Here is a 13,649-nt window from a genome sequence, read left to right on the forward strand (position 1 = left end):
CTAATCGGACGACATCAGCTTTGCGGGCGGCCAAACGTGTAAGGAACGGGCGCAAGACCGTCTTCACGTGGGATGGCTTCAACCGCATGACTGCGGCGACCGACCACGATGGCATCACGACCACGTTCAGCTACGACCCATTGGGCCGCCGCATCGCCAAGCGTTCAGGCGACGCGACCACCTTGTTCGGATGGGACGGCGACGTGCTCGCGTTCGAGAGCACGCAAAGCACTGCCGCGTTGAACGAGCAGCAAGGGCAGGGATGGAGCGTGCACTACATCCACGAGCGCGATTCGTTCGTGCCGCTGGTGCAGATCAGGCAGCCGCGCGCGATGGCGCTGAGCGAGACGACGGATGTGAAGGCGCTGATGGAGTTCAATGGGGGCGTCTATGACATCGAGCAGGATCCGCTGTGGAATGGCGAACAGCGCAGCGTGCCGCGTGCGTTCGACAGGAAGGAGATGGCGTTCTACCAGTGCGACCACCTGGGCACGCCGCAGGAGTTGACGGACCATGAGGGGAGCATTGCGTGGTCGGCGCAGTACAAGGCGTGGGGAGAGGCGCGAGAGGCCATCAGCGAGGCGGGGAGAAGGGCGGGGTTCAGGAATCCGATTCGGTTCCAGGGGCAGTACTTTGACGAGGAAACAGGGCTGCACTACAACCGGCATCGGTACTTCGATCCGCACGCTGGACGATTCGCGTCCAGCGATCCGATCAAGCTGGCCGGAGGTTTTAATCTTTATGAATACGCGCCCAATCCCGTTCAATGGCTCGATTCGTTGGGGCTCCAAAGATCAAAGGGATGTCCCGACGCACTCGAAGAGGCGAAGCAAGAGGCAGAAAGACTCAGGGCTGCAGGCGGGAAACTACCCACAGCTACGTGCGCGATGGTGAATCGCAGAACCGGAAAAGTCTACACCGGCACCAGCGGAACTAAACCCACGAACATCAGCGGGAAATTAGGGGCGAGCATGCCCACCTCTTCATTGGAAGGCTGGGATACCAACAATTGTGCAGAAATTGACGCAGGAAATAAAGCTCTGAAAGACGGCTCGTCGATTGTCGATCTCGATGTGGCGACCGTCTATACGAAGTCTGGAGAGTCAATGCCATGCTGTCGTAATTGTTCTGTGACCTTCAAGAATTTCAAGGTTTTCACAGGGAAAAGGTAGGTATGAGTTATCAATTTGATGAGAAATTGACTTCTGCTTTGGAGCGCTGCGGATGGCATCCAAAGCGAAAAGTAAAAACTAGCCACTATGCTTCAGATTGGAAAAAAGACGGCTACCAGATCTTTCGTCAAGCCTTGGAATTTGCGGAATCCTTTGGGGGAATCACATTGCTGCATCCCGCCTACAGCGGTGGGGCTTCTGATGAAAGCTGTTTTGACCCTTCTGCGGCTACACGTCGCTTGGATCGAGCTTGGGTCGTTGAAGATTATGAGAGGCTTGCAAAGGAGATATTGGTTCCGGTTGGGCAAGGATACTCCGGACATTTGACATACTTAATCGGAAATCGTGGCGGATTCTACGGGGGGTTTGATGATTATTTCTGCAAAATAGGGGCAAGTGTAGAGGAGGCGATGGTGCGCATTATTTTCAATAAAGAATTTAATAAGTTATCCGATTGACCTTATTGCAATCGCCAGCCAGAAAAGCAAAGGAATTAAAAATTCGCCATCCTGCAAATCGGGGAGCTTCTGTCGGATGAAAAGGCCTGTCGTTATTCAGCCAATGTTGCATGCCTCCATAGGTGAATTGCTGCATATTTTTTTAACAGAAGAATACATATCAAGCCCTGGATTTCTTGGTCTACGCAATTTTTCCGCCGCCGAGCTGGCAAGAAACTCATACGAGATGACGGGGGATAGTTTTTATTGTCTATACGAGAAAAGCTACAAGCTAACGCATTCAAATTCGTATGTGATATCAAAAATTACTTCTGCAATGGTAAATTTATTTCGAATGGCGTCGATGTTACCGGCGGCAGAATATGCACAGAGCTCTCCAAGTTTTGTAAGAAGCACGAAAGGTCAATGCTGATTCATTCAATAGAGCTTCTGCTGGATGATTCTCTTGATTTTGGCTCGTTGATTGTTAATAAATTTCTCGATTTGAGATTTGGAAAATAAAAAGGCCCAACCGGCAAGAAAAAATTTCATTTAACAGGAATTTCAACGGACTACGAACATCCCTCGGGGAAAATTGAAAGAGAAATCAGTACCCACGGCGCCCGGATCATGAAGGAGGAAGTTTCTTTTTATCGTGCCCTAGAAAAATTCAAGAGCGAACCTGCAATTAAAGAGCTCGTGACATGTGTCATGAAAAATTTTCCGCATGCGATTTCGGTATCAGAAAATCGATGATCCTGAACCGGAGACCATCATGTCGACTACGGGTGTGACTAAGATCAGGGAAAAGATTGTTCAACGCAGGGGCGATAATCTTTTGAAGAAAATCGAGGGACTCGAATCGGGAGTTCTTGCTAGGTATAATGACTACGAGCTGACTTGGCATCGAGATGTGATAAAAGAGAATAGCAAAAATGAATCAAAACCCACGCGGTTCTTTCCGATCGCTGATTCTTTTGAAGTAATTTTTGTCTGCTTTGAAGAATTTACGAAAAGATTTGGAAACGAGTTTCTTGTTCAGTTCGAATGGCCTTTTGTTCTGCAAGTAAAAATTCGTGAATCGAAGAAATTTCTGGAAAGTTTTTATGGCGGTCAAGGAACCAAAGACTTGGTAATCTTGAAAATTCATCCCGACGCGCTGTTTGAAGTGCAAGAACTGGAGTACGACATTAAGTTGTTTGTGGCCGCAAATTCTTTGATGGGAGATTGCAAATCTTGATGCCTCCGCTCTGTTCGATGCCATAGATACTCCCTCCGGGGTTGTTGGTTGAAAATGCGGTGAAATTGGACAATAAAACTCAGCTGTTTCGGGTCAAGGGTCGAAATCACTCTATCAGTGGATGTTTATAGATGGCGAAAATCCACCTTGGACAGAATTTGAAGGACCATAAAGGAGTTCGCGCAGAATTAGAGCCGGGTCTCTGAAGAGCCAGCAGGCCAAGGCGAGCCGGACCGGATGACTCTTCCGCCCGAACTCCGGGTTTCCGATAACTAAATCCACTTGATTTAGTCCCTCTCCTGTCCGATAGTCACCCTGCGCCCGGATGCCGCGTCCCTCGTCGGACCCGCTACCGGATCCCAAGACCGCAGGCGCACGCCGTCTGCCCACGGAGACACACACATGCTCAGCTCCCGTTCCATCCTGGCCCTGGCGGCCATGTCCCTCGTCGCATCGTCCGCCGCCTTTGCCGCGGACCAGCCCGTCATCGGCCTCGTCACCAAAACTGAAACCAACCCCTTCTTCGTGAAGATGAAGGAGGGCGCGCAGGAAGAAGCCAAGAAGCTCGGCGCCAAGCTGCTTTCGGGCTCGGGCAAGGCCGACGGCGACAACGCGGGCCAGATCACGGCCATGGAAAACATGATTGCCGCGGGTGCCAAGACCATCCTGATTACGCCAAGCGACGCCAAGGCCATCGTGCCGGCGATCAAGAAGGCGCGCGACAAGGGCGTGATGGTGATCGCGCTCGACAGCCCGGCCGATCCGCCGGACGCGACCGACGCGCTCTTTGCCACCAACAACTACACGGCCGGCGTGCTGATCGGCGAATACGCCAAGGCCGCGATGGCGGGCAAGCCGGCCAAGATCGTCGCGCTCGACCTGCTGCCGGGCCACCCGGTGGGCGCGCAGCGGCACAACGGCTTCATGAAGGGCTTTGGCTTGGCAGCCAATGACGCCAAGTCGAACGAGCTGTCGAAGTCGCCTGAAATCGTCTGCATGGCCGACAGCTTCGGCGATCAGGCCAAGGCGCAGACGGCGATGGAAAACTGCCTGCAGAAGGCGCCCGACGTGAACCTGGTCTACACCATCAACGAGCCCGCAGCGGCCGGTGCCTACAACGCGCTCAAGCGCGCGGGCAAGGAGAAGGGCGTGATGATCGTCTCCGTGGACGGCGGCTGCCAGGGCATCAAGGACACCAACGCAGGCGTGATTGCGGCCACCTCGCAGCAGTACCCGCTCAAGATGGCGGCCATGGGCGTGGCGGCGGGCGTGGAATATGCCAAGACGGGCAAGAAGGCCTCGGGTTACGTCGACACGGGCGTGACGCTCATCGCCGGCAAGAGCGTGGCGGGCGTTGACAGCAAGGACACCAAGACGGGAGCCGAGCTGTGCTGGGGCAAGAAGTAATCAAGGCCCGGAGCACCCTGATGGCGAAATCTCCAACGCACCACATCCCGTGGGGCGCCCTGGGGCCGTGGCTGGCTTTGCTTGGCGCGTGCATCTTCTTTGCGACGCAGTCCGACCGCTTCCTGACGGGCGGCAACCTCTCGCTGATCATGCAGCAGGTGATGGTGGTTGGCGTCATCGCCATCGGCCAGACGCTGATCATTCTCACGGCGGGCATCGACCTGTCGTGCGGGATGGTGATGGCGCTGGGCAGCATCATCATGACCAAGTTCGCCACCGAGCTCGGGCTGCCGGTACCGGTGGCCATTTTGTGCGGCATCGGTGTGACGACGCTGTTCGGCCTGCTCAACGGTTTGCTGGTCACGCGCATCAAGCTGCCGCCGTTCATCGTGACGCTGGGCACGCTGAACATCGCGTTCGCGATCACGCAGCTGTATTCGTCCTCGCAGACCATCACCGACCTGCCCGCCGGCCTCACGGGGCTGGGCACCACCTTCTCCATCGGCAGCGCCGAAGTGACCTGGGGCGCGGTGCTGATGCTGGTGCTCTATCTGCTCGCCTGGTTCGTGCTGCGCGAGACGGCCGCGGGCCGGCATATCTACGCCGTGGGCAACAACGCCGAGGCCACGCGCCTGGTCGGCATTCCCACCCAGCGCGTGCTTCTGGGCGCGTATGTGGCCGCGGGCGTGCTCTACGGCATTGCCTCGCTGCTGTCAGTGGCGCGCACCGGCGTGGGCGATCCGAACGCGGGGCAGACCGAGAACCTCGATGCCATCACGGCCGTGGTGCTTGGCGGCACCAGTCTGTTCGGCGGACGTGGCGTGGTGCTGGGTTCGCTCATCGGCGTGCTGATCGTCGGCGTGTTCCGCAACGGGCTCACGCTGATGGGCGTGTCGTCGATCTATCAAGTTTTGGTGACGGGCGTGCTGGTGATTCTTGCTGTGGCGGCCGATCAACTCTCGCGTCGGGGAGCCCGCTGATGAACACCGTGGCAAATCCGAAAATCATCATGCAGGCCAAGGGCCTGGTGAAGCGCTATGGCCACGTCACGGCGCTAGACGGGGTCGACTTCGAACTGCGCGAAGGAGAAATCCTCGCGGTGATCGGCGACAACGGCGCGGGCAAGTCGTCGCTCATCAAGGCGCTGTCGGGCGCGGTCGTGCCCGACGAGGGCGAGATCCTGCTCGACGGGGCACCCGTGCACTTTCGCAATCCACTCGACGCGCGCCGCGCCGGCATCGAGACGGTTTATCAAGACCTGGCCGTGGCGCCGGCCATGACCATCTACGAGAACCTCTTTCTCGGCCGCGAGCTGCGCCGCCCGGGCTTCATGGGCAACGTGCTGCGCATGCTCGACAAGAAGAAGATGCTGCAGGAGAGCAGCGCGCGCATGGCGGACTTGAAGGTCGGCATCCAGTCGATGACGCAGGCGGTGGAAACGCTCTCCGGCGGCCAGCGCCAGTGCGTGGCCGTGGCGCGCAGCGCGGCCTTCGCGCGGCACGTTGTCATCATGGACGAGCCGACCGCCGCACTCGGCGTGAAGGAAGGCAACATGGTGCTCGAGCTGATCCGCCGCGTGCGCGATCGTGGCCTGCCGGTGGTGCTCATCAGCCACAACATGCCGCATGTGTTCGAGGTGGCCGACCGCATTCACGTGGCGCGGCTCGGCAAGCGCGCGGCCGTGCTCAACCCGAAGAAGATCAGCATGAGCGACACGGTGGCCGTGATGACCGGCGCCATGACTGCCGACAAGCTGCCCGCGGAGGCCCATGCCTGATGCAGAAGCTGTTGCTGCGCGCCCACCCGACCTGTTGCGCCCGCGCGGCTCCAACCAGGTTGGCATGCGCCAGTTCAACGAACGCGTGGTGCTGCAGGCCCTGCGCGTTCACACCAGCCTGCCCAAGGCCGAGCTCGCGCGGCTCACCGGGCTGAGCGCGCAGACCATCGGGCTCATCACCGCGCGGCTGGAGGAAGACCAGCTCATCGTGAAGCAGGGCCGCGTGCGCGGCCGCATCGGGCAGCCTTCGGTACCGCTGGCGCTCAACCCCGACGGGGCCTTTGCCATCGGCATCAAGGTCGGGCGTCGGGGTGCCGAATGGCTGCTCATCGACTTTGCCGCACGCGTACGCGAGCGCCATGCCATCAGCTACGAGTTTCCTGATGCGGAGCAGCTGCTGCCGGCCATTGCACAGCACATCCACCGGCTGCGCGACGGGCTGGGTCCGCTCGCGGTGCGCACCGTGGGCGCGGGGTTGGCAGCGCCGTTCCAGCTGGGCGGTTGGCACCGCACGCTGGGGCTGTCGAAGGCGCAGTCCGACGTGTGGAACCAGATGGATCTGCCTGCCGAGGTGCGGGCGCGCACCGACGTGCCGGTGGGTTATGCGCGCGACACCGTGGCAGCCTGCGTGGCCGAACTGGTCACGGGCCGCGGCCACGATCTCAAGAGTTTTCTCTATGTGTTCGTCGACACCTTTGTGGGCGGCGGGCTCGTGATCGACTCGCACCTGCATACCGGCGCGCACGGCAACGCGGGCGCATTGGCCTCGCTGCCCATGCAGTCCGCAGCAGGAGTCGGAGCGCCAGCACAACAGCTGATTGCCGAAGCCTCGCTCTGGGAGCTGGAGCAGCGCCTGCGCAGCGAAGGCCTCGATGCGACCGCCGCCTACGACGACCGCGCGTTGCAGGCGCCTTATGCCGCCGCCACGCAGGCGTGGCTTGCATCGGCTTCGGTTGCGCTGGCCTACGCCATTGCAAGCGGCACTGCGGTGCTCGACCTGGGCGACGTGGTGATGGACGGGTCCATGTCTCGTTCGCTGCTGGAGGCGCTGCTGGAGCAGACGCGCGCGGCTCTGGGCCGGTGCAACTGGGAAGGCATCTGGCAGCCGCGCCTGCATGGGGGAAGGGCAGGTGCGCAGGCCTGCGCGCTGGGCGGTGCGATGCTGCCGCTGCACGCCAACTTTGCGCCCGACCACGACGTGTTCCTGAAGGCGGCCTGAGTCGCTTACGGCGTCGCCGCTGCGTGCAGGGTGCGCGGGAATCGCAGCGTGCTCGCGTGGGTGCCCTCGGGGCATGGCCGATCGGTGTAGCCGGCATCGCCCTCTGGCATCACGCACTTGTGTACCTCGACGAAGGCGGGCGTGGCCTTGGCGGTCGGCTCCACGGCGGCAACCGCGGGGGCGATCACCGGGGCGATTACCGGGGCTTCGGGCGTCGCGTTCGCCAGCGGCGCGCGATGGGGTGGGGGCGAGGGCGGTTCCTCGGACGAGCGCGTCGCAGTGACCGGCACGGGGGGCTCGACGTTGGCTGGCATGACCGCGGGGGGCAAGGTTGGCGCGCGCGCCGCGCTCTCGTTCACCAGGCCTTTCAATGCCACATAGAAGAGAAACACCGCGAGCAGTGCGATGGCCAAACAGGGGGCCCAGTACCTGCCGCTCGCGGCGTCCGCTTGCTTGAGCTTGTTGGCTTCCGGGCGCATGGCTGATGCTCCTTGTTCGTGTTCGGCCATTCTTGATGGCTGGCAATGAACACAGCTGTAGGCCTGCACCATGCGCTCCTACGGAAATCGGCTCGAAAGCGCCGCGGATAAAACGACATCGGCAGGCGCAGACCCCGGTCTCTCGATAATGCGATCCACTTGTCGAGAACCGGAAACAATGAGCTCTGCAGATTTTCTTTTCGCACCTGAGGTACAAAAACTCCTGATGGTCGCCTACGCGGCGCCGGACCAACAGTTTTCTTGCAGCGAGCTGGCCCGGCGTTCGAAGCTGGACCCCGCCGATGCCGCGCGCACCCTGGAGCACCTTGTCAGCAGCGGCATCCTGAAGAAGCAAAAGCCGAAGGCAGACCAAGCCGATGCCGATACCGTCTCGATCGATCGCTCGTTCCTCTTCCATGACGAGCTGCGCAACATCGCGCTGAAGTCCTTCGCCGCCGCCGAGCCGGTTCGCTCGATGCTTCGCACCAAGTTCAAGGATTCGGTCTTGCGCGCCTTCGTTCTGGGAGAGGACAAGGAGGGCACCGTGGAACTCCTCGTCGTGCACGGGCAGCTCACGCCCGATGAAGCTGCCATGACGGCCGCTTGCCAGAAGCTGTCGAAGAACATCCACCGTCATCTGAAGATGCACGTCATCTCGCACGCCAGGTTCAACAGCTTGACGCCGCGCGACCCACTCGCGTCGAAGCTGGCGGCGACCTGTGCGCTCGAGATCATTGCGCTCGGGGATACGAAGGCCCAACCTCCCATTGAGAAGGTCAGCCTCTTGCAAAGCGCGAAGAAGAAATTGGCAACGCTGTCACGCCCATCGGCGTGAGCGCGGTCAGGGCTTCCAGCGGCGCAGGCCGAGCTCGTCCGCGAGTGCTTGGTAGGTCTTGATGCGGGCCTGCACGTAGGCGTCGAGGGCGGCGCCGGTGAGCGCGAAAGGATAAAGCCCGTGCCGTTCGCGCAGCGCGGCGTAGCCCGGTGTGGCAGTGGCCTCCGCGAACGCGGCGGTCCATGCGCGCACGGCAGCGTCGGGCACGTTCGCGCTGAGGTACAGGCCGCGCACGGTCGGCCAGACGATGTCCACGCCTTGCTCGCGGGCGGTCGGCACGCCGGTGAGCGCACCGCCGAGCCGCGTCTCCGACAGCACGGCCAGCAGGCGCACTGCCGCGCCGCCCGCGATGGCCTGCAGCGCCTCGGCCGCATCGCCCGGGAACACGTCGACGTGCTTGCCCTGCAGCGCGCCCAGCGCATCGCCGCCGCCTTCGAAGGAGACGAAGCGCATGGCCTTGTGGTCGCGGCCCGCGGCGCGCACCAGCAGCGCCGCCTTGACCCAGTCCTGGCTGCCGACCGTGCCGCCCGCGCCGAAGGCCATGCGCGAGGGGTCTTGCCGCAGAGCGGTGACCAGGTCTTCCAGGCGCTTGTAGGGTGAATCGCGGTGCACGGCGATCACGCCGTAGTCGGTGCCCAGCGTGGCGATCCAGCGCACGGCCGAAGGGGGATGCGGGCCGAAGCGGCCCTGTGCAAGGTTGAGCAGCGAGCCGCTGGAGAACGCGACCAGCGTGCCCGGCCCGCCGAGCTGGCCGGTGGCAATGCGGTCGAAGGCGACCGCTCCGATGCCGCCCGGCAGGTAGCGCTGGGCCAGTGGCGGATGCGAGGGGCGCACCGCCTGCAGCGCATCGCGCGCGAGGGTGCAGGTAAGTTCGAAGCCGCCGCCGGCCTTGGCGGGGATCACGCAGTCGGCCGCGGCCAATGACGGATCGCCGGATTGCGCAGCGGCCCGACGGGCGATGCCGGGGATCAGCAGCGCGGACAACGCGCGCAGCGCATGGCGGCGGTTGGAGAAGGGCATCTGCATGGGAGTGTGGGCCGCTAGCTGGCCGCCGGCCGCGGCCACCAGATGATCGCATGCAGCCCCGTGCCGGCCTCGCGTGCCTCGAGCCGCAGCTCGCCGCGGTGGCGCTGCGCGATCGAACGTGCAATGGCCAGCCCGAGGCCGAAGCCGCCCTTGCCCGCACGCGCGCCGCGGCGAAAGCGCTGGCCCAGCGCGGCACGCTCCTCGTCGCCCAGGCCGGGGCCGTCGTCTTCGACGTTGAGACTCCAGCCTGCGGCATCGCCCGCTGCGAAGAGGGTGATGGTTCCTTCGGTTGGCGTGTAGGTGATGGCGTTCGCCACGAGGTTGCTCAAGGCCTCGCGCAACAGGCCCCGGTCCGCGACCGCAAAGAACTCCGGCGACGGCGCATGAATGCCCAGGTCGATGCGCTTGGCGCGTGCCAGTGGCAGCAGGTCGACGGCCACTTCGCGCAACAGCGCCGCAAGGTCGAACTCGGCGGGTTCCACCGCCACTGTGTCGCTGCGGCCGAGCGCAAGCAGTTGCTGCGCACTGCGCGTCGCGCGGCCGATCTCGGTGCCGAGCGCATCGAGCGCGGCCCGCACCTGCGCCGGGTCTTCTTCGCGCCTGGCGTAGTCGGCTTGCATCTGCAGCGTGGTCAGGTGCGTGCGCAACTGGTGCGAGGCATCGTCGAGAAACTGGCGCTGCTGCGTCACGAGCTCCTGCGTGCGCGACATCTGCTGGTTGACCGCCTGCACCAGCGGGCGCACTTCGGCGGGCAGGTCGGTTTCGGCGATGCGCGTCAGGTCGTCGGGCGTGCGGGCCTGCACCTCGCGCGCGAGCCGCGAGAGCGGCCGCAGTGCCGCCGCGAGTGCAAGGGCGGTGCCGCACAGCAGCATTACCAGCACCAGCCCATCGCGCAACGCGGCGCTGCGCACGAAGCGCGTGCTGAACTCCTGCCGCGAACGCGTGCTCTCGCCCACCTGGATCAGCACGCTGCGGCCGGTGCTGCCGGCGGGCGCGCGGTCGAGGTTGCGCCGGTAGGCGGCGAGCCGCACGGCCTCGCCGAAGTAGGTCGCGTCGTAGAAGGCCGGCACGCCCATCGTCAGTTCGGTGGGCGGCGCGGGCAGGTCGGCGCTGCCGAGCTCGACCAGCCCGTCGGAAGTCGCCACGCGAAAGAACACCTGGCCGCTGGCCGTCAGCTCGAAGAACTCGAACATCGTGTAGGGCAGTTCGACCGAGAGGCCGCCCGAAGCGGTGGAGATATTGGCGTCGATGGACTTCAAGGCGCCCAGCAGCGAGCGGTCGTAGGCCGCGTTGGCGGCGGCGAGCGCGTCGTGCCGCGTCATCCACAACTCAAGGCCCGTGACCACCAGCAGGGCAGGGAACAGCAGCAGCGCAAGCCGCTGCCACAGGCTCGCGCGCCGCAAGCGGTTGGCGATGCCCAGCGTCATGCGCATGTCACGCGCACTCAGTCCGCTTCCAGCACATAGCCGAGCCCGCGCAGCGTGACGATGCGAACGCCGGTGCCGTCGAGCCGTTTGCGCAGCCGGTAGACGAGCACCTCGACCGCCTCGGGGTGCACCTCTTCGTCGTCGGAAAACACCCGTTCGAGAATCTGCTGCTTGGACAACGGTTCGCCGCTGCGCTGTACCAGCACGCGCAACACCGCATGCTCGCGTGGCGAGAGCGCCAGCGCTTCGCCGTTCAGCACGAACTGCCGGCGTGCGCCGTCGTACACCAGCGGGCCGCAGGCCAGGCGCGGATGCTCGACGCCGCGTGCGCGGCGTACCAGCGCATGCAAGCGCGCTTCGAGCTCGGCCAGCGCGAAGGGCTTGGCGAGGAAGTCGTCGGCGCCCTCATTGAGAGAGGCCACGCGCTCGCTCAGCGAATCGCGCGCCGTGAGGATCAGCGCTGGCAGCCGCTGGTCCCGTTCGCGCAGGCGCTGCAGCACAGTGTGGCCGTCCATGCCGGGCAGGCCCAGGTCGAGCACCAGCGCATCGTGGTCGCGCTGCTGCAGCGCGCGGTCGGCAAGCCGGCCGTCGTCCACCCATTCGACCTGGATGCCCGCATGTTCCAGCGCCTTGCAGAGCCAGGTGCCCAGGGTGTGTTCGTCTTCGGCCAGCAGGATGCGCATGGCGCGATGCTAGGGCCTGCGAGGCTCAGTCCGGCTTGATGTTTGCCCTTGCGATCACCTTCTGCCAGCGTGTCTGCTCGGCCGCGATGAACTGCGCGAATTGCTCGGGCGTGCTGCCGATGGCCTCCGCCGCGTCGGCGGTCAGCCGCTGCATCGAGTCGGGCGACTTCACCGCCTTCATCGTTTCGGCCGAAAGCTTTGCCAGTTGCGCGGGCTCGATGTTGGCCGGCGCGAGCATGCCGTACCACTGCGTCATCTCGAAGCCGGGGAAGCCTTGCTCCGCGACGGTCGGCACGTCGGGCAACTGTGCGAGGCGTTTGGCCGAGCCGGTGGCAATGCAGCGCACCTTGCCGGTCTTGATGAAGGGAAGGATCGCCGCGGCGCCGATGGCCGAAGCATCGAGCCGGCCCGAGAGCAGGTCGGTCACCATGGGGCCCGTGCCGCGGTAGGGCACGTGCAGCATGAAGACGTTGGCGGTCATCTTCAGGTATTCGAAGGCCAGGTGGCCCGCGCTGCCGTTGCCCGCGGAGCCATAGCTCAGCTGGCCCGGCTTGGATTTGGCGTAGGCAATGAACTCCTTCAGGTTCTTTGCCGGCACGTCGGGGTGCACCACGTAAAGGCTCGGCACCTTGGCCAGCAGGCTCACGGGCTTGAAGTCCTTGTTGGCGTCGTAGGGCAGCTTGGCAAAGATGTACGGATTGACCGCCAGCGTGCCGATGTGGCCCAGGATCAGCGTGTGCTGGTCGGTGCTGCGCGCCACTTCGCTCATGGCAATGTTGCCCGCTGCGCCCGGCTTGTTGTCGACGAAGACGCTCTGGCCCAGCGTGCGCGAGAGTTCGGCGGCCGTGGAGCGCGCCACGATTTCGGAACTGCCGCCCGGCGCGAAGGGCACGACGAAGCGCACCGATTTGCTGGGCCAGCCGGCCTGCGCCGAGGCCATCGATGGCAGCAGGCCACCCAGAGCCAGCGCGCTGCTGCCCTGCAGCCACTGGCGGCGCGTGGGCTGCGGGTCGTTCAGAAAGTTGTCGGACATGGTGCTTGTCTCCATCGCTTGTTTGAAAGAAAGCCGCATCCTGCCCGACGGAGGCTGTCGGAAAGCTGTCAGTCAGATCAGGTTGCGCATCGCCTGCGCTGTTTCGCGCAGCACCGGCAGCACGCGCGCAACCGCGTCTTCGGAGCTTTCGTGACCCATCGGCATGGTGATGTTGAGCGCGCCGACCAGCGTGCCATGCCGGTCGCGCAGCGGCACCGCGATGCCGCGCGAATTCAGGTCGAGCTGCTGCTCCGACAGTGCCCAGCCCTGCGCGCGGATGCGCGCCAGTTCGAGCTTCATGCGCTCCATGCTCCCAATGGTGTAGGAGGTGAACACCTGCAGCTGCCGCGTGGCCAGCCATTCAGCCAGCTCCGCCTCGCCGCGCAGCGCAAGCATCAGCATGCCGGCCGCCGTGACCTGCGCCGGCACGCGCGCGCCCAGCACGTAGCCGGTGCTCATGCTTCGGTTGGGGCCGTTGCGGGCGATGTAGACCACCTCGTCGCCGTCCATCACGCTCAGGTAGGCAATCTCGTGCGTGCCGGCCGCCACGCGCTGCAAGAACGGCTGGACGATGCGCGGCAGCCGCGCCGAGTCGAGATACGACTGACCCAGCCGCAGCACGCGCGGGGTGAGCCAGAAGAGCTTGCCGTCGCTTGCCACGTAACCCATGTGCTGCAGGGTCAGCAGGTAGCGACGCGCGGCCGTGCGCGTCATGCCGGTGCGCTCGCCGGCCTGGCTGGCGGTGAGGCGCGGATGGGCGTCGTCGAAAGCTTCGATGATGCTCACGCCGCGTTCCAGGCCGGCGATCCAGTCGCGCTTGTCGAGGCCGGCCGGCGCGGAAGAAAGATCAGCGGTATCGGAGCTCATGACGGGGAGTGTGCAGGCGCGGCGGGCACTGCCGCTGACGGCCTCGA

Annotated in this window: 14 protein-coding genes; 8 read left to right on the forward strand and 6 right to left on the reverse strand. The window is 63.6% G+C overall.

The genetic code is table 11. The features are described 5' to 3' along the window. Positions 1 to 86: 86 nt before the first annotated feature. The 7 genes from ASC78_RS20615 (at position 87) to ASC78_RS20640 (ending at position 7,252) form a co-directional block, all read left to right on the forward strand. Positions 87 to 1,172, forward strand: coding sequence for an RHS repeat-associated core domain-containing protein (locus ASC78_RS20615; protein ID WP_055805494.1), 1,086 nt, complete (start codon positions 87 to 89; stop codon positions 1,170 to 1,172). 2 nt (positions 1,173 to 1,174) lie between these two features. Further along, positions 1,175 to 1,630: an SUKH-3 domain-containing protein gene (locus ASC78_RS27205; protein ID WP_082517610.1), complete on the forward strand. Its 456-nt coding sequence runs from the start codon at positions 1,175 to 1,177 to the stop codon at positions 1,628 to 1,630. 754 nt (positions 1,631 to 2,384) lie between these two features. Continuing rightward, on the forward strand, positions 2,385 to 2,849 hold the full coding sequence (locus ASC78_RS20620; protein ID WP_157634499.1) for a hypothetical protein: 465 nt from the start codon (positions 2,385 to 2,387) through the stop codon (positions 2,847 to 2,849). 402 nt (positions 2,850 to 3,251) lie between these two features. Further along, positions 3,252 to 4,256, forward strand: a complete 1,005-nt coding sequence (locus ASC78_RS20625; protein WP_055805499.1) for a sugar ABC transporter substrate-binding protein — start codon at positions 3,252 to 3,254, stop codon at positions 4,254 to 4,256. Between the two features lie 20 nt (positions 4,257 to 4,276). Continuing rightward, positions 4,277 to 5,236: an ABC transporter permease gene (locus ASC78_RS20630; protein ID WP_055805502.1), complete on the forward strand. Its 960-nt coding sequence runs from the start codon at positions 4,277 to 4,279 to the stop codon at positions 5,234 to 5,236. Further along, positions 5,236 to 6,033 carry an ATP-binding cassette domain-containing protein gene (locus ASC78_RS20635; RefSeq protein WP_055805505.1) on the forward strand — a complete coding sequence of 266 codons (798 nt, stop codon included), beginning with the start codon at positions 5,236 to 5,238 and terminating at the stop codon, positions 6,031 to 6,033. The genes ASC78_RS20630 and ASC78_RS20635 overlap by 1 nt, the downstream gene beginning before the upstream one ends. After that, positions 6,026 to 7,252, forward strand: coding sequence for an ROK family transcriptional regulator (locus tag ASC78_RS20640; RefSeq protein ID WP_055805508.1), 1,227 nt, complete (start codon positions 6,026 to 6,028; stop codon positions 7,250 to 7,252). Before ASC78_RS20635 ends, ASC78_RS20640 begins: the two co-directional genes overlap by 8 nt. 5 nt (positions 7,253 to 7,257) lie before the next feature. Here the strand turns inward: ASC78_RS20640 and ASC78_RS20645 are convergent, their stop codons facing one another. After that, entirely contained in the window at positions 7,258 to 7,731 is a 474-nt protein-coding gene (locus tag ASC78_RS20645) for a hypothetical protein (protein ID WP_055805729.1), read from the reverse strand. Positions 7,732 to 7,909: 178 nt separating this feature from the next. Here ASC78_RS20645 and ASC78_RS20650 point away from each other — a divergent pair, with 178 nt between their 5' ends. Beyond that, positions 7,910 to 8,566: a hypothetical protein gene (locus tag ASC78_RS20650; RefSeq protein ID WP_055805510.1), complete on the forward strand. Its 657-nt coding sequence runs from the start codon at positions 7,910 to 7,912 to the stop codon at positions 8,564 to 8,566. 6 nt (positions 8,567 to 8,572) lie between these two features. On the opposite strand, the gene ASC78_RS20655 is transcribed toward ASC78_RS20650, so the two are convergent. The 5 genes from ASC78_RS20655 to ASC78_RS20675 form a co-directional block, all read right to left on the reverse strand. Continuing rightward, entirely contained in the window at positions 8,573 to 9,592 is a 1,020-nt protein-coding gene (locus tag ASC78_RS20655; RefSeq protein ID WP_055805732.1) for a Bug family tripartite tricarboxylate transporter substrate binding protein, read from the reverse strand. A gap of 14 nt (positions 9,593 to 9,606) precedes the next feature. After that, on the reverse strand, positions 9,607 to 11,025 hold the full coding sequence (locus ASC78_RS20660; RefSeq protein ID WP_235505156.1) for a sensor histidine kinase: 1,419 nt from the start codon (positions 11,023 to 11,025) through the stop codon (positions 9,607 to 9,609). An 11-nt stretch (positions 11,026 to 11,036) separates the two neighbouring features. After that, complete coding sequence (locus ASC78_RS20665) at positions 11,037 to 11,702, reverse strand: response regulator (RefSeq protein WP_055805513.1); 666 nt, start codon at positions 11,700 to 11,702, stop codon at positions 11,037 to 11,039. A gap of 25 nt (positions 11,703 to 11,727) precedes the next feature. Continuing rightward, entirely contained in the window at positions 11,728 to 12,735 is a 1,008-nt protein-coding gene (locus ASC78_RS20670) for a Bug family tripartite tricarboxylate transporter substrate binding protein (RefSeq protein WP_055805737.1), read from the reverse strand. Between the two features lie 72 nt (positions 12,736 to 12,807). Beyond that, positions 12,808 to 13,602: an IclR family transcriptional regulator domain-containing protein gene (locus tag ASC78_RS20675; RefSeq protein WP_055805516.1), complete on the reverse strand. Its 795-nt coding sequence runs from the start codon at positions 13,600 to 13,602 to the stop codon at positions 12,808 to 12,810. Positions 13,603 to 13,649: the final 47 nt, after the last annotated feature.

The organism is Variovorax sp. Root318D1 (assembly GCF_001424835.1).
GTDB lineage: Bacteria > Pseudomonadota > Gammaproteobacteria > Burkholderiales > Burkholderiaceae_C > Variovorax.

What these genes read in the sequence shown, in the direction of transcription:
- ASC78_RS20615 (WP_055805494.1), top strand. Translation starts at nt 87, where the DNA reads ATGACTGCGGCGACCGACCACGATGGCATCACGACCACGTTCAGCTAC.
- ASC78_RS27205 (WP_082517610.1), top strand. Translation starts at nt 1,175, where the DNA reads ATGAGTTATCAATTTGATGAGAAATTGACTTCTGCTTTGGAGCGCTGC.
- ASC78_RS20620 (WP_157634499.1), top strand. Translation starts at nt 2,385, where the DNA reads ATGTCGACTACGGGTGTGACTAAGATCAGGGAAAAGATTGTTCAACGC.
- ASC78_RS20625 (WP_055805499.1), top strand. Translation starts at nt 3,252, where the DNA reads ATGCTCAGCTCCCGTTCCATCCTGGCCCTGGCGGCCATGTCCCTCGTC.
- ASC78_RS20630 (WP_055805502.1), top strand. Translation starts at nt 4,277, where the DNA reads ATGGCGAAATCTCCAACGCACCACATCCCGTGGGGCGCCCTGGGGCCG.
- ASC78_RS20635 (WP_055805505.1), top strand. Translation starts at nt 5,236, where the DNA reads ATGAACACCGTGGCAAATCCGAAAATCATCATGCAGGCCAAGGGCCTG.
- ASC78_RS20640 (WP_055805508.1), top strand. Translation starts at nt 6,026, where the DNA reads ATGCCTGATGCAGAAGCTGTTGCTGCGCGCCCACCCGACCTGTTGCGC.
- ASC78_RS20645 (WP_055805729.1), bottom strand. Translation starts at nt 7,731, where the DNA reads ATGCGCCCGGAAGCCAACAAGCTCAAGCAAGCGGACGCCGCGAGCGGC.
- ASC78_RS20650 (WP_055805510.1), top strand. Translation starts at nt 7,910, where the DNA reads ATGAGCTCTGCAGATTTTCTTTTCGCACCTGAGGTACAAAAACTCCTG.
- ASC78_RS20655 (WP_055805732.1), bottom strand. Translation starts at nt 9,592, where the DNA reads ATGCAGATGCCCTTCTCCAACCGCCGCCATGCGCTGCGCGCGTTGTCC.
- ASC78_RS20660 (WP_235505156.1), bottom strand. Translation starts at nt 11,025, where the DNA reads ATGCGCATGACGCTGGGCATCGCCAACCGCTTGCGGCGCGCGAGCCTG.
- ASC78_RS20665 (WP_055805513.1), bottom strand. Translation starts at nt 11,702, where the DNA reads ATGCGCATCCTGCTGGCCGAAGACGAACACACCCTGGGCACCTGGCTC.
- ASC78_RS20670 (WP_055805737.1), bottom strand. Translation starts at nt 12,735, where the DNA reads ATGTCCGACAACTTTCTGAACGACCCGCAGCCCACGCGCCGCCAGTGG.
- ASC78_RS20675 (WP_055805516.1), bottom strand. Translation starts at nt 13,602, where the DNA reads ATGAGCTCCGATACCGCTGATCTTTCTTCCGCGCCGGCCGGCCTCGAC.